This window comes from Hallella colorans (assembly GCF_003096815.1).
Lineage (GTDB): Bacteria > Bacteroidota > Bacteroidia > Bacteroidales > Bacteroidaceae > Prevotella > Prevotella colorans.
Genome location: NZ_QENY01000002.1, coordinates 85865 through 105735 on the forward strand (window position 1 = coordinate 85865; position 19871 = coordinate 105735).

Consider the following 19871-nt stretch of genomic DNA (forward strand, 5'->3'; position numbering starts at 1 on the left):
AAAGCAAACAAAATGTCTACATTTAAAGAATTATTACAAGCTTCTTTTAAATCAAACGACACAGAAGAGTGGTTGGACGTGCATTTCACGCGCCCAATAGGATTGGTTTTCGCACTGTTGTGGAACAAGTTGGGCATACACCCCAATGCCATAACCATTCTGTCTATCTTTTTGGGAATAGGCGCTGGATGGATGTTCTACCATACAGATTTGGTATACAATATTATAGGTATGATCCTTTTGATGCTGGCCAATTTTTGTGATTCTACCGATGGACAGATGGCTCGGCTTACGGGAAAGAAGACCCTCACGGGGCGCATTCTTGATGGTTTCTCAAGCGAATTGTGGTTTGTAGCTGTCTATGTGGCCCTCTGTTTGCGTATGCAAAACCAATTAATTCCCGGCACGGAAATAACTTGGAGGTATTGGATATGGATTTTGGCGGCACTCGCTGGCTTTCTTAGTCACTCGCAACAAGCTATGTTAGCCGATTACTATAGACAGATACACCTCTTTTTTTTGAAAGGCAAGCATGGGTCAGAATTGGACAATTCGGCACAACAAGAAATCAAATACAAGGAAACCCCACATTCGCAGATATTGGCCCGACTGTTTTATAAAAACTATGCAGCTTACTGTAGAAAGCAAGAAAAGCGCACGCCGAAGTTTCAAAAATTCTTTTCGATGTGGAATAATATGGATGCAAGTTGTTCCAAAGAAAAATTAGAGGCAATCCGGCAAAAGTTTCTTCAAGGAAGCAAACCTATGATGCCATATGCCAATATCTTGTCTTTCAACACGCGAGCCATCGTGCTTTATATGGCATGCCTACTTAATATTCCGTGGGTTTACTTCTTGTTTGAAATTACATTGCTCAATCTACTCTACATCTATATGCACAAATGTCATGAGACTCTGTGCGCGGACATGACTGCACAACTCGCTAATCTTCAGAACAATGATTAAAGGTTATATATTCGACTATGGCGGCACGCTCGATACTGCCGGCTGCCACTGGGGCCAAATGCTATGGCACGCATATCAAAGACAAAACGTACCGGTGAGCGAGCAACAGTTTCGCGACGCATACATACATGGAGAACGAATGCTTGGCAGAGAGCCATTGATACGCCCAGACTATACATTCCATAAGACACTGGCTACAAAAATAAGGCTTGAGATGGAGCAATTGTGTACCTCTGGAGCGTGGAACGCTCATGAAGACGATTTTAATAACAAGCACGACGCAGTGCTACAGGATTTGTACGAACAAGTAAAAACAATAACCGCATATAGTGGAAAAGTGCTGAAAGAGCTCTCCTCAATGTACCCGATGGTTTTAGTAAGCAATTTTTATGGTAATATCAACGTGGTGCTTCGAGAATTTGGACTGGCGCAATATTTCCAAGATGTAGTCGAGTCTTCAGCTGTAGGCATCAGAAAACCAGACGCGCGGATATTCTCTTTGGGTGTAAAATGTTTGGGCATGAAACCAGAGGAGGTCATGGTGGTAGGCGACAGCTTCTACAAAGACGTGGAGCCCGCCATTAAAATAGGATGTCATGCGGCATGGTTTAAGGGAGAAGGTTGGAGCAACAAGATTTATGACGAGAATTTGCCAGACATTATTATAACAGATTTAGCCCAGTTGTTGGACAAAAAATGATTGATATTTAAATCGTAATTGATGAAAACTGCCAAGATATATCTTACATTATTGTTAATGGTGCTTGCGACAAGTGTCGCGGCACAGATACATGGTGTCGTGACCGACGCGGCAACGGGAGACACGCTGCTCTATCCCAGCATATCTTACAAAGGTCAGCATGTGGCAGTGAGTGGAAACGCCCTGGGCCAATATTCCATTGAAAAGCATGTGGGATGGCATCTCACTTTTTCGGCCGTGGGCTATAAGTCGAAAACTATCAAGATTACGGATGGAACAGCCAACAAATTGGATGTAAAACTAAAACCTGACACCAAGCAACTGAATGAAGTGGTGGTGAGATCAAAACGAGGGCGTTATAGCCGTAAGAACAATCCTGCCGTGGAACTCATGAGACGCGTAATCGCCGCCAAAAAAAGAACCAACTTGCTAAACCATGACTATCTGCAATATACAAAATATCAAAAGATTACTTGTGCCATTAACGACATAACGCAAGCTGATATAGACTCGGGGCGCATCAGTAAGCACCGTTGGTTGTTGGACCAAGTGGAGACATGCCCCTACAATGACAAGTTAATTTTACCACTAAGTGTGGACGAAACAGTGACGCAATACCTATATCGCAAAAATCCGAAGAGTGAAAAAAACATCATACAAGGACAAAATACCACGGGGGTCAACCAATTTATTCAGACTGGAGACATGCTAAACGTGGCCATGAAAGACGTTTTCACGGACATCGATATCTATAACGACCAAGTGCGATTGCTCCAACATCCTTTTACCTCGCCTATTGGAAAGGATGCCATTGCTTTTTACAGATTCTATATAGAAGATACTGTTTATGTGGACCATGACCTGTGTTACCACCTACAATTCATCCCTAACAACCAACAAGACTTTGGTTTTAGAGGCGAGCTTTATATTCTTGCAGATTCCACACTGCATGTCAAGCGATGCAACCTAACCATACCGCGAAGTAGCGATGTCAACTTCGTGGAGAACCTCCAAGTGAGGCAAGAATATCGCAAACTGCCAAATGGAGAGTGGGCGCTTAGCGTAGACGACCTGATTGTGGAGATGAAGATTAGCAATTTTCTTGCTAAAGCCATTGTCATTCGGACCACACGGCTCTCCGACTACGCTTTTGACGAGTTGCCTAAGCAACTATTTAAAGGTAAAGCCAAAGAGAGACGGGAGTCTAATGCGCAAATGAGGGATGAGGCTTTTTGGAATAAATACCGAAGTGTGGAGCTTACCAAGGGTGAAAGTTCGATGGATGCGTTCATCCACCGCATAGAGCAGCTCAAAGGTTTTAAATATATTGTCTTTGCAGCCAAGGCTTTAATTGAAAACTTTGTGGAGACAGGTGACCCCTCGCATCCCAGTAAAGTGGATATCGGCCCTATCAATACAATGATAACTTCCAATTTTATTGATGGCTTGCGAACTCGCGTTAGCGCACAGACCACTGCCAATTTAAACAAGCATTGGTTCCTGTCGGGCTACTATGCGCATGGGTGGGGGTCAAAAAAGAATTATTATAAAGGGCAGATTACCTATTCATTTAACAAGAAAGACTATCTTCCACGCGAGTTTCCCAAACGCACGCTGACATTCACATCAACGTATGATATCATCTCGCCCTCAGACAAATTTATTCACACTGACAAAGACAACGTCTTCACAGCGTTTAAGTGGGCAAAGGTGGATAAGATGATGTTTTATAATCGTCAGCACTTAGAATTTGAATATGAGTTTGAGGGTGGCCTGAAAACCACGCTGGGATTGAAAGCTGAGGAGAACGAGGCCGCTGGCCGATTGTTTTTCAACAGGTTGAACAGTGGCATCAACTATGAGATTCCTACCGATGTCAAGGTAGGTAGTCTGCTACACAATGGAAAGATAAGAACTACCGAACTGAATATAAACTTACTGTACGCACCCGGCCGAACATATATTAATACCAAGCAGAGACGTAGGCCCATCAATCTCGATGCTCCTGTGTTTACACTTGGTCATGCTATGGGATTGAAAGGCTTTATGGGTGGTGAGTATGCTTATAACTATACCGACGCATCTATCTACAAACGCATTTGGATGAAGAGTTGGGGCAAGATAGATGCGTTTGTAAAGGTTGGAGCGCAGTGGAATAGGGTACCTTTTCCATTGCTAATCATGCCAGCGACCAATCTAAGTTATATTGTTCAAGACCAAACCTTCAATTTGATTAACAACATGGAGTTTCTCAACGACCGATTTGCAAGTGTGGATATTGCGTGGGATTTGAATGGAAAAATACTCAATCGCATCCCTCTAATCAAGAAACTTAAATGGAGAGAGTACTTGGGCGTGAAGTGTTTATGGGGGCAGTTAACAGACAAGAACAATCCATTTCTTGAGCAAAATGCGGGTAATAATATTTTAATGCAATTCCCAGAAGGTTGCAACGTCATGGATCCCAAACGGCCATACGTGGAAATTGTCGCAGGCTTACATAACATTTTCAAATTGTTGCACGTGGAATATGTACACCGTTGCAATTACAACAACTTGCCTACAAGCACGCGCAATGGCTTGCGACTAATGATTAGAATGACTTTCTAACAATTGTGTCATATAAGATGATAGCATCTTGATAGTTTCTCATTGTTTTGATACACAAATGTTTACATTTTGACACTTTATTTTTCAGCGCTCGATTTACTCGTATCGAATACTCTTCGTGGGCGAGATTTTTGAGATAAGGTAACTTGGAGCTACCAACATCAGTACACACAGTGCAAACGTCAAAACATTCAAGGCTAAGAATAACGGCAAGTTCACTTCCACTGGCACTGCGCTGATATAATAGACCGAGGGATCAAGTTTGAATATCTTGAATTGGTTTTGTAGAAATATAAGCGCCAAAGCGACAGCATTTCCTATTAGCAAGCCACGGCCAATGACAAACGTCGAGAACCACAAGAAGATGTGCCGAATGCTCGTATTGGTGCTACCCAAGGCTTTCATTACACCTATCATGTTGGTGCATTCAAGGATAATGATGAGCAAGCCGGAAATCATCGTGACAGCTGACACAGCTATCATCAGCACGATGATAATCACGACATTGACATCCAACAAGTCAAGCCAATTGAAAATCTGTGGATTTGCGTCTCTGATTGTTTGCGAGGCATAGGTTTCTCCATACTTGTCTGTGGTGCGATTAACCGTTTTAATGAAATTCTTTTCTGTTTGATCAAGTTTGCTAAAATCAGTCAAGCTAACCTCCGCCCCCGAAGTTTGGTCTGCGTTCCAACCGTTAAGTTTGACCACAGTATATAGGTCTGCGAAGCAAATCGACTCGTCATACTGGTTTAAGTTGGTTTGATATATACCTTGAATGGTTAACCTTCGCATACGAACACCCGATTGATCTATAAAATAGGCGAATATTTTCTCACCGCATTTAAGATTAAGTTTGTCCGCCATGATTTTTGAAATCAATATTCTATTGCTCGAAACACTATCCGAAAACGTGGGAATAGATCCTTCCACCATGCTGTGATGAATAAACGTGGAGTCAAACTCCTGCCCAACTCCCTTAAACGTTACCCCCAAGAAATCATTGTCTGTCTTCAGTATGCCCTGTTTATAGGCATACCGTTCAACATGCTTCACTCCCGGCATCTTTTTGATTACATTCATCATCGAGTCGTCAATCACGATGGGATAATCATTGGCAGACATTTGCGACATAAAGTTAGTTACCTGTATGTGCGACCCAAAGCCAATAACCTTGTTTTGTATGGAATGTTTGAAACCCAATACTACAGATATCGACACGATCATCACCATCAGTCCAATAGCTATTCCCGCCACGGCAATGACAATGGCCGGACGAGACACTTTTCTTTCATTATGATGGTTTCCGTATATTCGACGGGCTATGAAGAGAGGAAAATTCATACCTTGTCACTTTTTTTGTTATACGCCTCAAGAGCTTTTCGCAATACCACCAAGGCTCTCGACAAATCTTCGATTTTGAGCACATAGGCAATACGCACTTGGTCCTTGCCAGCCCCCGGCGTTGTATAGAAACCTGCGGCTGGGGCCATCATCACGGTTTCTCCTTCATAATCAAACTCTTCCAAGCACCACCTGCAAAAATCTTCAGCATTATCTACAGGTAGCTGGGCTACCGTATAAAAAGCGCCCATGGGGATAGGGGAGTACACGCCCGGTATGCGATTTAAACCGTCTATCAAGCATTTCCGACGCTCCACATAACTATCATAAACATCTCGATAATATTCCTCGGGTGCGTCCAACGAGGCTTCTGCCACTATTTGACCCAAAAGCGGAGGGGAGAGGCGTGCTTGGCAGAATTTCATAACTGCTTTTCTGACTTCGGAATTTCGCGTAATCAAGGCTCCAACACGAATACCACATTCTGAGTATCGTTTAGAGACCGAGTCTATGAGTAGTACATTGTCATCAATATTGCTAAGATGCATGGCACTGATATAAGGGCTACCCGTATATATATATTCTCGATACACCTCATCTGAGAAAAGAAAAAGGTCATATTTTTTGACCAAATCGCGTATTTGGTTCATTTCCCTACGAGTGTAAAGATAGCCTGTCGGATTGTTCGGATTGCATATCATGATAGCCCGCGTGCGTTCATTGATAAGCTCCTCAAACTTTTCAACTTTTGGCAAAGAGAAGCCTTCTTCTATCGTCGTAGCTATTGTGCGTATTTTGGCACCTACTGATATAGCAAAAGCCATGTAGTTGGCATAGGCTGGTTCTGGTATGATTATTTCGTCGCCCGGGTTTAGACAACTCATAAACGCAAACAGCACAGCCTCCGAACCACCCGTTGTAATTATAATATCGTCTGGCAAGACATCTATGTTGTACTTTGCGTAATAGTTAACAAGTTTCTTCCGATAAGAAAGATGTCCTTGCGAGGGTGAATATTCCAATACCTTTCGGTCTATATGTTTTAACGAGTCCAATCCTATTTGGGGCGTCGGCATATCCGGTTGCCCTATATTAAGATGGTAAACTTTTATTCCACGCCCCTCAGCCGCAGTGGCCATAGGTGCCAACTTCCTAATTGGAGACTCGGGCATTTCTTGCGCACGCATTGAAATTTCAGGCATAATTTTCCCTCTTTATATTTCATTTTTTCTATGACAAAGATAATTTTTTTATTTATATTATACAAATAATATTATGACAAACAAATCCAAAATATAGCCTATTTATCATAATGCCGATTATGCCCAGAATTTAATCGTTTATTGTTTAACATGCAGCGCAAACGCAATTGATTGTCTAAGCATGCAAAGAACAAAAGTTTTTTTTAATTATGCCATTAATGATGACGCGCGCACTCTGCTCAGCGTTTCGGGTGTCATTTGTAAATAGCTGGCAACATACACCAGCGGTGCCCTCAAAACCACTTGCGGATTTGTCTTGCACAGCCTGAGATAACGGTTTTGAGCAGACTCAAATCGCACAAGATCAGCGTGTATCTGTGAGATGATCAAGCTTTCCTCCAATATTTTTCTATACAATATCTGTATGTTCACGTTGTGTAATGCCACTTGCTCCAATCGCAATTTTGGCAACGCGTAAACAGTCGTTGGCTCAAGAGCTTCCACTTGCAAGTGCGTTTTTTCTTCTCTGAACAAACTTTCGATGCACATAAAGATTTCACCGTCAGAGCCAATATGCTCCGTCAATTCTTTGTCATTCTTATAGTAAAATTGACGTATCAATCCTTTTTCTATATATCCTATCTCCTTGCAAACCTCTCCTTCGGCCAAGATAATCTCACCTTTAGCGTATTTTCTTGGCACAAGGATACTTTCCAATGTATCAAGCTCCTCATGAGTCATGGTACTGTATTTTCTTGCCAATTCCCTGGCAATATCCCGTGTGGTAGTCTGCAATTTGTTCATAGTTTTGGTTAATATTTTGAAGTTCTTAGTCCAACTTAAGCACGGCAAGAAACGCATTTTGAGGCACTTGCACATTGCCCACCTGTTTCATACGTTTTTTTCCTTTTTTCTGTTTTTCCAAAAGTTTGCGCTTCCTGCTCACGTCACCACCATAACATTTTGCCAAGACGTCCTTGCGCACTTGTTTCACGGTTTCGCGCGCTACGATTTTAGAGCCTATGGCGGCTTGTATGGCTATGTCAAACTGTTGCCTTGGTATCAGCTCTTTCAACTTCTCGCACATTCGACGGCCAAAGGCTACGGCGTTGTCTTGGTGCGTTAGCGTGGAAAGTGCGTCCACCGAGTCGCCATTGAGCAGTATGTCGAGCTTGACAAGTTTGGATGGTTGATAGCTATCTACCACATAGTCAAACGATGCGTAGCCTTTCGATATAGACTTCAGTTTGTCGTAAAAATCAATGACAATCTCACCAAGAGGCATGCTAAAGTGCAGCTCTACCCTATTACCTGAAACATATTGCTGATTAATGAGTTCGCCACGCTTGTCAAGACACAATTTAGTGATAGGACCATAATATTCTGTCGCCGTAATGATATTGGCTTTGATGTACGGCTCTTCTATATAATCTATATTGGTAAGCTCTGGCAATCCACTTGGGTTGTGCACCTCTAACTTGTTGCCTTGTTTGTCATGCACCATATACGACACATTTGGAACGGTAGTGATAACCTCCATGTTGAACTCTCGGTCAAGCCGCTCTTGGATGATCTCCATGTGTAACAACCCCAAAAAACCACAGCGAAACCCAAAACCTAAGGCTTGGGACGACTCTGGCATGAATGTTAGTGACGCATCGTTGAGCTGCAGTTTCTCCAGCGAGGCTCTCAAATTCTCATACTCTGAAGGGTCTATCGGATATACCCCCGCGAAGACCATGGGCTTCACTTCTTGGAAACCGGCAATGCCATGTGCGCATGGACGTTCTTTGTGCGTGATGGTGTCTCCCACCTTTACCTCGGTAGCTTCCTTGATACCAGAGATGACATAACCCACCTCGCCGGTAGAAAGCGATTGGCAAGGGCACATATCCATCTTCAAAACGCCTACCTCATCGGCGGTATACTCCATGCCCGTCTGCACAAATTTTAATTTGTCGCCTTGGTGAATGCAGCCATTTTCTATCTTGCAAATGGTGATAATGCCACGAAACGGGTTGAAAATAGAGTCGAAAATCAAGGCTTGCAGCGGTTGCGCCGCATCGCCCTTGGGTGCCGGCACGTGCTTGATCACCGCCTCGATTATCTTGTCAACGCCTTCGCCGGTCTTGCCACTGGCACGGATAATGTCCTCCCTCGCACAACCTATAAGCTCGACTATCTCGTCTTCTACCTCCTCGGGCATGGCGTTGGGCATGTCTATCTTGTTGATCACGGGTATGATTTCCAAATCGTGATCTATGGCCATGTACAGATTTGAGATGGTTTGGGCTTGCACCCCTTGCGTCGAGTCGACCACAAGCAGCGCTCCTTCGCAGGCTGCTATGCTTCGAGACACTTCATAACTGAAATCAACATGCCCCGGAGTATCTATCAGGTTGAGCACGTATTTTTTGCCATCCAACATGTGTTGCATCTGTATGGCGTGGCTTTTTATGGTAATGCCACGCTCGCGCTCCAAGTCCATGTCGTCGAGAACTTGGCTGTCCGTTATCGCAATTGTGCCAGTATATTCCAAGAGTCGGTCAGCCAATGTAGACTTACCATGATCTATATGCGCAATAATGCAAAAGTTTCTTATCAATTCCATCCATCTAATTTTCTCATTGCAAAGATACGAAAAAGATAAGATATAATCGTTCAAGCTCCAATTTTTTATTAACTTTGCAATAGACAAGATGCCATAATTTCATATCTGTTGCGCAAATTACATTTGCTATGGCTACATGATAGGTTTGTAAATAATGGCTACGCTGGCATTTAAACATGTGTTATAAAAAATGAAAAAGAACTTATACTTAATTTTTTCTACCGTTTTTATCGTATTAACAGTGGCGTTTACGTCGTGCAAACACACCACATTGGCTGACAGGGCTGCCAAGGATGCGCAAGATTTTACAGAGCGCTACTGCCCCACTCCTGTCCAAAACATGCAACGGCTGGATAGCATTACTTTCGACCGCGCGACCCTTACACTTTGCTACCATTACCAGCTTAGCGGTAGCGCGGACAATTTGGACGCGATAAAACTTGTGCGTGGCAAGATTAAGAAAGCCCTACTCGAAGATCTCAAAAACGACACTCGGGTCAAGACTTACAAAGATGCAGGCTACAACTTCAGGTACATTTTTTATTCTGAAAAGAGCAAATCAGTGCTCATGGAAGAAAAGTTTTCTAAAAATAATTACAAATAGCCTTGGTCAATCTGGCCCAAAACACCGTATCAACATGCCTAAAAGCATGCCCATGTCTATGTCAAGATAACGCCCAAACGTTACGACGCAAATTGTATTATGTATAAATAACGATACGGTTGTTATATGTAACACTCTGTTTATAAATGTTTTTTAGATTTTGGATAAACCAATAGAAAAGAAAGAAAAGCAAGAGCTGTGTCAATATAAAATACCAAAATAAACACTTTGGAAATGTTATGTTACAGAGAATTTTTGCTTGTTTATAACCAAGACGCCTCCCAAAATCAGATCGAAAAATAAGACACGCATCCCGATTGGGTACTATTCGTTACGGCTATAAGCCGTAATCGCGTCTCGTTTAAGCATTATTTGTCTCGTCATTAATGCCTAATCGAATGGCCATTAATATCCAAACGAAAAAGGTTTAGCTAATATTTGTTTCAGGAAATTTCCCGGAAATTCATAAAACGCAATGGTACAGACACTTGCATAAAACAGCATTTTATGGGCATATAGGCGCATAAAATGATATCTTTATTAAATAAACACCTTGTAAAATCGTTTTTGTCAAGTTATTTACAAGTAATTAATATATCCATAATAGAACTAAACTTATACTTAAATATATAATTGTAAATGTTTAATTATAAATAATTTATGATATTTTATGATGGTGTTTTCCAATCTATGATATTTGTCACAATTGCCAGTTGAAAAAACGTCACTCTTCCATGAGTCTGATTTGACAATTGTCCAACGACTCCACCACGGCAAGACTTTCCACCCGTATGTTCATCTCTTCAAGCCTTTCACGCCCATGTTGAAACGATTTTTCGATGATAAAGCCCATGCCTTCGAGTGTAGCCCCTGCTTGTTCACACAACTCTACGATGCCTCTCGCAGCGTTGCCATTGGCCAAGAAGTCGTCTATAAACAGCACGTGATCATTCGCCGAAAGGTACTCGCGAGATACCACCACATCGTAATTGCGCTGCTTGGTGAACGAGTAAACTGTTGTGGCAAGCATGTTGTCCATGGTAGAGGGTTTCTTTTTCTTGGCGAAAACAACAGGCACATCCATCAATAGACCCAAGATGACGGCCGGAGCAATGCCACTGGCCTCTATGGTAATAATCTTGTTGACTTTCGTCGAGGCGAAACGACGAATAAATTCAACGGCTATCTGTCTCATCAGGTAAGGGTCCATTTGGTGGTTTATGAAGCTGTCCACTTTGAGAATGCCACCCGGCAAACTTCTGCCGTCTTTTAAAATGCGAGCTTTCAATTCTCTCATCGCAATGTTTTATTAAGGGTATAAAAATAACAAAATTAATGTGTTGTCGCTCATCCGTTACATAATTTGCGCGCTTGTGTTTTCAATAATTTTCCGGAAGGTCTGCCCCATACAGGGCGTAATCTCCCCGAGCCGGATCGCCGGGAAACACCTTGCCCATTTCGAGGGTAAGCCTTTCCACTGTTTTCCATGTTGCGTTCATACTATTCAAGAGCCCAAGCCGGCGGGCAGTCTGCATGACATGCGTATCCAGCGGGACGAAAAGCGATGCCTTGTTAACATAGTCAGCCCATAGTCCAAGGTCAACGGGTGACAAGTCTCGTACCATCCAGCGCATGAACATGCACGGACGTTTGCACAATGAGGTGTGAGGCTTAGGTACAATACCTTGCAGTCCACTGTCGTAAAACCAATCGGCCAAGGCGTTGAGCACATTGATGGCATTGCCTCCGCAACCATCCAAACTTAGGCTTTTGCATGCAGCAAATGCGCCAATCGACCCAAAAGTTATTATTAGCCTACGCAAGGCGTGCAAGAACTGGTTCATGGTGTGATAAGAATATAACCTATAAAAACATTCGGGTCTGCCTGGCACGTCGTTCTCAAAGGCTCCGCTTCGCACCCACTCGAACGGTTCGCCCTTAGAAGCGTGCAGCAAGAATTGGATTTTAGGCATGAACTGTTTGCGTGATCCATAGCTTAAACATGATGCTATAAACGCCATGATTTCCTGATTGTTACATCCATCAACTTGGTGCATGAACCAAGACGGGTCATTGATAAGGAAAGATGGTGTTTCAAACCGTTCTGCATATCTAATGAGAAGTTCGCGAATGGCGATGTCCATAATGCGTAAACATATTGTGGCATGACTGGCACACATAGGTTCCAATCATGCCTTTAGTTGCATGCCAATGGCTTATTTCGTTTAGACGAGCCGTTAGCGATCATTTAAGCAACAGCGTGCGAATCTTCTTTTCTATCTCTGTTTTGCTCATAGCGCCCAACGTGCTTTGCTGCGTTCCGTCGAGTGGGAAGAAAACGAGCGATGGAATGGCTTGCACCCCAAACATGTTAGCCAATTCCTTCTCTTGGTCTATGTCTACCTTATAAAAAACGATTTGCCCATCATATTGCCGCGCCAATGCCTCCATGACAGGTGCCAGCTGCTTGCAGGGGCCACACCATGTGGCACAAAATTCGACAATCGCCGGCTTGCTGCCTGTTGGTTTCCATTTGTCATCCGTGCCGTCGGCGTTGGCAAACCTCATGTCGAACATCTCCTTGGTAAGTTGGACCATCTTAGATGCTTGCTTCCCGGTATGTTCACTCGTGGCATTTTGCGCTATGTGTGAAGTCTCTTTTTTAGGTTTTCGCGCGCAATTCGAGAGCGCAACGACAGCCACAAAGGCTGCGACGAATAGAAAAAAATGTTTTGTTCTCATTACGTTTGTACTTTATAAAGGTTTATTTAAATTAATGTGTTACATGAAGTAATATGCTTAACGTTCTCTGTATCAATATAATTCATGTGTCATATTTGAATGATATATAGAGGCGATTCTTTATGATAATCATTAGATATTCCATCTATTTTCTCACTATTTTTGTGCTTGTGCAGACCGACATATCAATCTACAATGGGCACACGCGAGGGCACTTGGGCTTGTTTGCCAATGGTTAGGTGTATTAAGTCATAGTAAGAACCATTATATACGTTCAGGTCTACATTGTTTTTTATGCCTGGCAGTTGACCGGTATCGGTGTGTTGCCAAAATCTCCACTTGCCCTTGTACTCTATTTTGTCTACATAATAATGGGCTATCCAGTATGGATAGTCATCAAAAACAGGCGCGCTGAGATATGCTTCCTTAAATTTATAGTAAGTGTAAATGATGGGCTTGACCCCGTATTTATCTTCCACGATATGCAACCATGTCAACACATCCAACTGAAAATCCTCTACACTAACATCGCTTGGTTTGTGCTCAATGTCGAGTACGGGGGGCAAGTCTCCATCTTGTAGATGCACATGGTTTAAGAAAAAATGGGCCTGTTCGCGTGCCGACGACTGGTTACTCCAGAAGTGATACACTCCCCTTAAAAAACCATTTTCACGGGCTTGGGCGAAGTTGTCATCAAAATTAGGATCAATACGCGTGGCACCCTCTGTGCTTTTGATAAAGATAAAACGAATAGGATTGCCATCTATCAATGCGTTCGCCTTGAGTTTCTCCCAGTTGATATTGCCTTGATAATGTGAAATGTCTATGCCGTGAATATCATAACCTTGTGGGTATTTAGGGTCTCCGTAAAGTGCTCGCCACCTGAAACCCGTGGGACCAACAAAGAAATAATAAAATATGAGCACATAAATCGTCAACACACCGACTGCACCGAAAATACATCCACCGGGTGATTTGATTTTGAGAAAAGATATATGTCGCCAGAATGTCATGATGCCCGTATGTCGATGATATAAAGCACGGTGCTGGTTTGGCACCGACGCTCTTTTTTTATTGACATTTTTTTTATTGGACATCTGTACTATTAAATTAAAAAGGACATTCCCGCCTATAAAAAACGGGCGAGGAATGACCTTTGTAACTATGTATGCATGTCAGGTATTACTTCTTGGCAGCGTTTTCCAAAGCAAGCGTACGTGTTTCGCGATCGCATACTTCTGTTGGCCCCCAATACTGTACCGGCCCAGGATATACAAAGCAGGTGTTGCGCTTGCACTCGTCGCGATGCTCCACAAACTTTTTGAAAGGCGCGCCATCAAGGTCTACCAAAGCCTTGCGAATGACTGGTTTCATTTTGCCATTGCGACGCTCCATGTTGAGCATCATGGTGATAGGCACACCGCCTGCCTTCCATTCGGTGGCAGGAGCGGAGAGATTTTGAACAGTGGCCATATAGCCTGTCTTGCCATTTGCGATAAGATTTGCGGCACTTGCACCGAGCGCATAGCAGTAGTCGGCATCAAAATTGGATGGCACGGCACACCTTCCCTCATAGCCAAAGAAATGGTGCAACGTGGCGAACTTACCACTAAACTTGCCCTCTTTCGCCCATTTCTCAAGCTTGTCGCCAACCATATCTGACAGCAATTTCTCGGTTTCGATGAGAGAAACTTGTACATTTCCGTGTGGATCGCGATCCAACGAGAGTTGTTGCGCCACATTGTTGGGCAATGTCTCGAACGTCGCCGCGTTCTCTTTTGAGAGATGAGCAAGGATATATTCGCGCTGTTCCTGCTCTTTCAAATCTTTATATTCAGAACCATGAGCGGCTAACAAGTCGTTCAACTCGTCTATGAGACGCCCTATGGCAGGGATAAACTCTATGAGACCTTCGGGTACTAACACAACGCCAAAGTGGTTACCATCCTCGGCACGCAGTGCCACCACAGAGGCAATATCTTCCACAATTTGGTTGAGCGTCATGTCTTTCTTCTCTATTTCTTCAGAAATGAGACAGATATTTGGTTGCGTTTGCAGTGCACACTCCAATGCGATATGAGAGGCAGAACGCCCCATCAACTTGATGAAATGCCAATATTTGCGAGCCGAATTGGCGTCGCGCTCAATATTACCAATCAATTCTGAGTACACCTTGGTGGCGGTATCAAAACCAAAACTTGCCTCAATCTGATCATTCTTAAGGTCGCCGTCAATAGTCTTGGGGCATCCAATTACCTGCACGCCAGTGTTATGAGCTGCGTAATATTCAGCCAGTACGCACGCGTTGGTATTGGAATCGTCACCACCAATGATAACCAAGGCCTTGATATCAAGTTTTTTAAGCACCTCGAGACCTTTTTCAAACTGTTCTTCTTTTTCCAGTTTGGTACGGCCAGAACCTATCATGTCAAAGCCACCCGTGTTGCGGTAGTTCTCAACATATTCATCGGTAAGCTCCATATAATTATGGTCTACCAATCCGCCGGGGCCCATCAAGAAGCCATAAACCTTGTTCTCTGGGTCTTGATGTTTCACTGCATCATAGATACCACATATCACATTGTGACCGCCAGGAGCTTGGCCGCCCGAAAGAATAACACCCACATTCATCTTCATGGCAGTGCGTTTTTCGCCGGGTACAAACTCTATCACGGGCATACCGTAAGTGTTTGGGAACAATCTCTTTACCTCATCCTGATCTCCTACGCTCTGCGTTGGCTCACCCTCTCTTACTTTTACCACTCCCGCAAGACCATTGGGGAGTTTAGGTTGATACTTGGCGCGAGCTTTTTGTAAAAGGCTTGCTTTCATTTTTATAACTTTTTAGATGTAAAAAAATACTTGATGCAAAAGTACATCTTTTTTTTAATGAAAGAGATAAAAATTATATAAAACATTTTAGAATTATTTTTTTAATAATATTTTTCTATCTATTGTTTTTTTCATACCTTTGAGCAAAATATTGCAACATCACTTATTTTTAGAATATATGGCAAATAAAAGAAATCTCAAACAAACCATCAACTACATTTGCAGCGAACTGTTTGCGGAGGTTGTGGCAGCTTCTCTGTATGGCACCACTGACAATAAGGATAGTGCAGAAGCATTACTTTCCACAATATTAATTGTGCGTAACGATTTTGTGAAACGTATCTCACACCCTGAGCCGGGCATGAAACCCAAAGAATACTATCAGAAACTCATTGCAGACTTTAACGAAAGAGTTTCTGAAATCATTGACCAAATTGGTAATTTGGGATGATTAGGAAATTATGTAATTGGCTATTGTACGACCTGTTAGGATGGAAGACACACGTAACGGTTGAGCATCCAAAAAAGTTTATAATCTGTTTGGCCCCACATACCAGCAACTGGGACTTCTTGATAGGTTTGCTTTACATGTACGCTTCGGGCATGAGAATTAATTTTTTGATGAAAAAAGAATGGTTCTTTTGGCCTTTAGGACCTATATTCAGGTGCATGGGGGGTATACCTGTACATAGAGCTAAACACACAAGTATGACCGACAGCTTGGCAGAAATTGCTTCCAAGCAAGAAGAATTCAAGTTGTGCGTAACCCCAGAGGGAACTCGCTCGCTTAACCCTGATTGGAAAAAAGGATTTTATTTTATCGCTCTCAAAGCGCGTATTCCCGTGCTATTATATGGCGTAGACTATGAGCAGAAACTCATAGAATGTACCAGAAGTTTCATTCCAACAGGCGATTTTGAGCATGAGATGAGACAAACCAAACTGTATTTTAAAGATTATCGAGGCAAAAAACCTGAGAAATTCACCATTGGCGAGATATTATAGAGAATTAGAAAAAATGCAAAAAATATTGTTGGCCCTATGCCTATGGGTCACATCGACAGCATTGATGGCACAAAACACCGCTTTGAAAATCAAGGCGGAAAAGGCTGTTAACAACTATTTTCTAACCTATACGGCCAAGCATACTACTTTTACGCAACAACCACGATTGCTAAAGATGGTCGTGGACAACGACACTCGGACCGTCGTTGTGATTACAACAGAGCATTTCGCGTTACAAGATTTCACCCGCAAACAGGTGGGAAAGATATATAAAAAAGTAAAAAAGGCGCTGCCCATACCTTATAATAAGTATAACATACAGATTCTTACCAATGGTATGCCCATAGAACAGTACGTCCCAGGCTATGTTAAAAGATACGACGACGGGAGGGCGTTATGGGGGAAAATAGACTACAAAGGAAAAGCCTGGGTAAGTAATTTCTCAAGAATTGCAAAGATAACACATGGCCTTAGCAACAAACACATCACGGTTTGGCAATCACACGGTCGTTATTATGACAACCAAAAGGGGTATTGGAAATGGCAAAGGCCAAATCTTTTTTGCACCACCGAAGACCTGTTCACGCAGACCATTGTGGTGCCTTATCTCATACCCATGCTTCAAAACGCTGGCGCTGTAGTGTTTACTCCACGCGAAAGAGATTGGCAAACTGATGAATACATCATCGACGCGGAGGCTTCCTTGAACAATTCGGGGCGTGGATACGACGAGTATGCGGAAGGCAACAGGTGGATATCGACGGGCATAAAGGGTTTCGCGCCACACCAAGGGAGATACTTGGATAATGAGAATCCTTTTGAGGCAGGTTCAGCACAAATGATTAAGGCGACCAAAAAAAGTGGCAAAGCATATGTGAAATGGCAGCCCAACTTTAAAAAAGCTGGCCGATACGCGGTTTATGTGAGTTACCAGACGCTTGAAAAGAGCATTGACGACGCACATTATACAGTCTTCCATAAAGGCCAAGCCACCGAGTTTAGGGTAAACCAGCGTATGGGTGGAGGCACATGGGTGTATCTCGGAACGTTCGATTTTGATCGAGGCGACAACATTTACAATTGCGTGATGCTTACCAACCAAAGTAGGCGGCGAGGCTATGTCACGGCCGATGCCGTGCGATTTGGTGGTGGTATGGGCAATATTGAGCGTGGCGGCATGGTTAGTGGTTACCCTCGTGCGTTAGAAGGGGCTCGCTATTACGCACAATGGGCAGGTGCCCCCTACCCCGTATACAGCAGCCGCGGTGGCACCGACGACTACGCCGACGATATCAACGCTCGCTCTCGTATGCTCAACTGGTTGGCCGGCGGATCTGTTTTCGTGCCTACACTCGAGGGTAAGAATGTGCCTATGGAGTTGGCCTTGGCCATACACAGCGATGCCGGCGTCTCACCTAATGGGCGCGACTTGGTTGGCTCGTTAGCTATATGCACCACCAATTTCAATGACGGGCGGTTAGACGCCGGCATATCTCGGCAAGCCTCCAAGATGTTTGCCGACCAGCTTCTCAGTGGCGTGACACGCGACTTAACATACCAATATAAAAGATGGGCACGTCGATACCTATGGGATCGCAACTATTCCGAGACACGTTTGCCGGAGGTTCCATCGGCCATTTTAGAGACATTGTCCCACCAAAACTTCCCAGACATGCTGCTTGGGCACGACCCTAACTTCAAATTTACCATCGCACGATCCATCTATAAAACCATTGTCAGATATGTCAACGACATGCATGGACATGCCGCCATCATACAGCCGTTGGCTCCTAAGGATGTTTGCGTGACGCTTAAAACAGGCAAAAAAGCGGAAATATCGTGGATCAGGCAAGATGACCAGCAAGAACCCACCGCTACCCCCACCTATTATATATTGTACACAGCCACCGGGACAGGAGGCTTTGACAATGGCAAAAAAATCTGTTCCACATCTGCCGTCGTCAACATTGAGCCAGGCGTGCAGTATCATTTCAAAGTAACGGCCGCAAATAGAGGTGGCGAGAGTTTTGCCTCCGAGGTGGTATCGGCCTACGTCCAGCCCGGAGCCACACAAACAATCCTTGTCGTCAATGGATTTCACAGGCTTTCCGGACCTGCCGTCATAAACGATGGTACCAAGCAAGGCTTCGACCTCGATTCGGATATAGGTGTCTCTTTGGGCGCCACGGCAGGCTGGAATGGACGCCAAATCATTTTTGACCGCTCACGAGCGGGTATCGAAGACGCGACAGGGTTGGGGTATTGTGGCAACGAATTGGCAGGAAAAATTATCGCTGGCAACACTTTCGACTATATCTCCACGCATGCTGACGCCATCGCCTCGACCCATCGGTACAACGTGGCCAGCTGCTCGTCCAAGGCGGTGGAGACCGGTCGCGTCAACCTCAACGACTATGCGGCCGTGGATGTCATCCTTGGCATGGAGCGATACCTGCCGGACGCTCTGAAGTTCTACAAGGTTTTCCCCTCCTCTCTCAAGCGAAAGGTCACGGCGTACACCCTCGCGGGCGGCCGACTGATGGTCAGCGGCGCATACATTGGTACCGACATGCAGTCCGAGAGCGATGCAACATGGCTGACCCAGACACTCAAAACAAGCATGGCAAGCCCCATCAAGACCGACACGATAACCGGAGCGTTTGGGCTTGGCATGTCGATCGACTTCTATCGCGATCTCAACCCCGACCATTATGCGGCCACACATGTCGATGCCCTTAATCCAGAGGCTGGAGCCATTTGCGCCATGCAGTACAGCAATGGGTTACCGGCAGCCACCGCATACGATGGACGCAATTATAAAACATTCGTCATGGGCTTTCCATTCGAGTGTGTTATTAATCGTGACAACCGCCACATGCTCATGCAAGGCATCATGAATTATCTTTTAAAATAATATCCACTATGAAAATTCAAGCCAATCATTCAGGAACGCGAAGCATTGAAGTGAGCGACAGCCACCTCGAAACTATAGACAAATATTCGTTGCTACGCAATCTCATAGATAGCAATGGCATCATAGACGAGGCCGTGCTCGACAAGCTCAAGCTCAATATTCGCTCCATGCTCAGCTCAGAAGCGGGTAACGACAAGGCTCTCTTGGATCTATGCCTTGATGTCATATATAATAAGAACATGAAAGCTTTTGGTCTCCATCAATTAGTATTGCTCTATATAGATTGGAAGAACAAGCACGAGTTTGGGCAAGAACCAATTGCCCCAAACGCAAGCGAATAA

At 43.9% G+C, this 19871-nt stretch carries 17 protein-coding genes; 8 read left to right on the top strand and 9 right to left on the bottom strand.

Annotation, left to right across the window (positions count from 1 at the left end; genetic code table 11):
- The first annotated feature begins 12 nt into the window (after positions 1-12).
- From C7379_RS01360 to C7379_RS01370, 3 genes are read left to right on the top strand one after another with little or no spacing between them, the layout of a single operon-like run.
- Positions 13-966 carry a CDP-alcohol phosphatidyltransferase family protein gene (locus C7379_RS01360; RefSeq protein WP_116615652.1) on the top strand — a complete coding sequence of 318 codons (954 nt, stop codon included), beginning with the start codon at positions 13-15 and terminating at the stop codon, positions 964-966.
- Complete coding sequence (locus C7379_RS01365; RefSeq protein WP_116615653.1) at positions 959-1666, top strand: HAD family hydrolase; 708 nt, start codon at positions 959-961, stop codon at positions 1664-1666. The genes C7379_RS01360 and C7379_RS01365 overlap by 8 nt, the downstream gene beginning before the upstream one ends.
- Positions 1667-1687: 21 nt before the next feature.
- Complete coding sequence (locus tag C7379_RS01370) at positions 1688-4276, top strand: DUF5686 and carboxypeptidase-like regulatory domain-containing protein (RefSeq protein ID WP_116615654.1); 2589 nt, start codon at positions 1688-1690, stop codon at positions 4274-4276.
- A gap of 96 nt (positions 4277-4372) precedes the next feature.
- On the opposite strand, the gene C7379_RS01375 is transcribed toward C7379_RS01370, so the two are convergent.
- The 4 genes from C7379_RS01375 to lepA all read right to left on the bottom strand — a co-directional run bounded on the left by C7379_RS01375 (position 4373) and on the right by lepA (position 9433).
- A complete protein-coding gene (locus tag C7379_RS01375) occupies positions 4373-5620 on the bottom strand; it encodes an ABC transporter permease (RefSeq protein ID WP_116615655.1) in 1248 nt (415 codons plus the stop codon).
- Positions 5617-6822: a pyridoxal phosphate-dependent aminotransferase gene (locus C7379_RS01380; protein WP_116615656.1), complete on the bottom strand. Its 1206-nt coding sequence runs from the start codon at positions 6820-6822 to the stop codon at positions 5617-5619. Before C7379_RS01380 ends, C7379_RS01375 begins: the two co-directional genes overlap by 4 nt.
- A 207-nt stretch (positions 6823-7029) precedes the next feature.
- Positions 7030-7626, bottom strand: a complete 597-nt coding sequence (locus C7379_RS01385; RefSeq protein WP_036893678.1) for a Crp/Fnr family transcriptional regulator — start codon at positions 7624-7626, stop codon at positions 7030-7032.
- A 25-nt stretch (positions 7627-7651) separates the two neighbouring features.
- Positions 7652-9433, bottom strand: coding sequence for a translation elongation factor 4 (gene lepA / locus C7379_RS01390; RefSeq protein WP_116615657.1), 1782 nt, complete (start codon positions 9431-9433; stop codon positions 7652-7654).
- Between the two features lie 190 nt (positions 9434-9623).
- Between lepA and C7379_RS01395 the strand changes: the two genes are divergently transcribed.
- Complete coding sequence (locus tag C7379_RS01395) at positions 9624-10037, top strand: hypothetical protein (protein ID WP_116615658.1); 414 nt, start codon at positions 9624-9626, stop codon at positions 10035-10037.
- A 724-nt stretch (positions 10038-10761) separates the two neighbouring features.
- Here the strand turns inward: C7379_RS01395 and xpt are convergent.
- The 5 genes from xpt to C7379_RS01420 form a co-directional block, all read right to left on the bottom strand.
- A complete protein-coding gene (gene xpt / locus C7379_RS01400; RefSeq protein WP_116615659.1) occupies positions 10762-11334 on the bottom strand; it encodes a xanthine phosphoribosyltransferase in 573 nt (190 codons plus the stop codon).
- Positions 11335-11416: 82 nt separating this feature from the next.
- On the bottom strand, positions 11417-12181 hold the full coding sequence (locus C7379_RS01405) for a DUF2400 domain-containing protein (protein ID WP_116615748.1): 765 nt from the start codon (positions 12179-12181) through the stop codon (positions 11417-11419).
- Between the two features lie 100 nt (positions 12182-12281).
- Positions 12282-12779, bottom strand: a complete 498-nt coding sequence (locus C7379_RS01410; protein WP_116615660.1) for a thioredoxin family protein — start codon at positions 12777-12779, stop codon at positions 12282-12284.
- A 185-nt stretch (positions 12780-12964) separates the two neighbouring features.
- Complete coding sequence (locus C7379_RS01415; RefSeq protein WP_116615749.1) at positions 12965-13792, bottom strand: glycoside hydrolase family 25 protein; 828 nt, start codon at positions 13790-13792, stop codon at positions 12965-12967.
- A 169-nt stretch (positions 13793-13961) separates the two neighbouring features.
- The gene (locus C7379_RS01420) at positions 13962-15611 is read right to left on the bottom strand and encodes a diphosphate--fructose-6-phosphate 1-phosphotransferase (RefSeq protein WP_116615661.1); all 1650 of its coding nucleotides are present in this window, start codon (positions 15609-15611) and stop codon (positions 13962-13964) included.
- Between the two features lie 178 nt (positions 15612-15789).
- Here C7379_RS01420 and C7379_RS01425 point away from each other — a divergent pair, with 178 nt between their 5' ends.
- Genes C7379_RS01425 through C7379_RS01440 form a run of 4 tightly spaced genes read left to right on the top strand, consistent with a single transcriptional unit; the run spans position 15790 to position 19871 of the window.
- Entirely contained in the window at positions 15790-16062 is a 273-nt protein-coding gene (locus tag C7379_RS01425; RefSeq protein WP_116615662.1) for a hypothetical protein, read from the top strand.
- Complete coding sequence (locus C7379_RS01430; protein ID WP_116615663.1) at positions 16059-16616, top strand: 1-acyl-sn-glycerol-3-phosphate acyltransferase; 558 nt, start codon at positions 16059-16061, stop codon at positions 16614-16616. Before C7379_RS01425 ends, C7379_RS01430 begins: the two co-directional genes overlap by 4 nt.
- Positions 16617-16629: 13 nt before the next feature.
- Positions 16630-19530 (top strand): golvesin C-terminal-like domain-containing protein, encoded by a 2901-nt coding sequence (locus tag C7379_RS01435; protein ID WP_116615664.1) that lies wholly within the window; start codon positions 16630-16632, stop codon positions 19528-19530.
- An 8-nt stretch (positions 19531-19538) separates the two neighbouring features.
- A complete protein-coding gene (locus tag C7379_RS01440) occupies positions 19539-19871 on the top strand; it encodes a hypothetical protein (RefSeq protein ID WP_116615665.1) in 333 nt (110 codons plus the stop codon).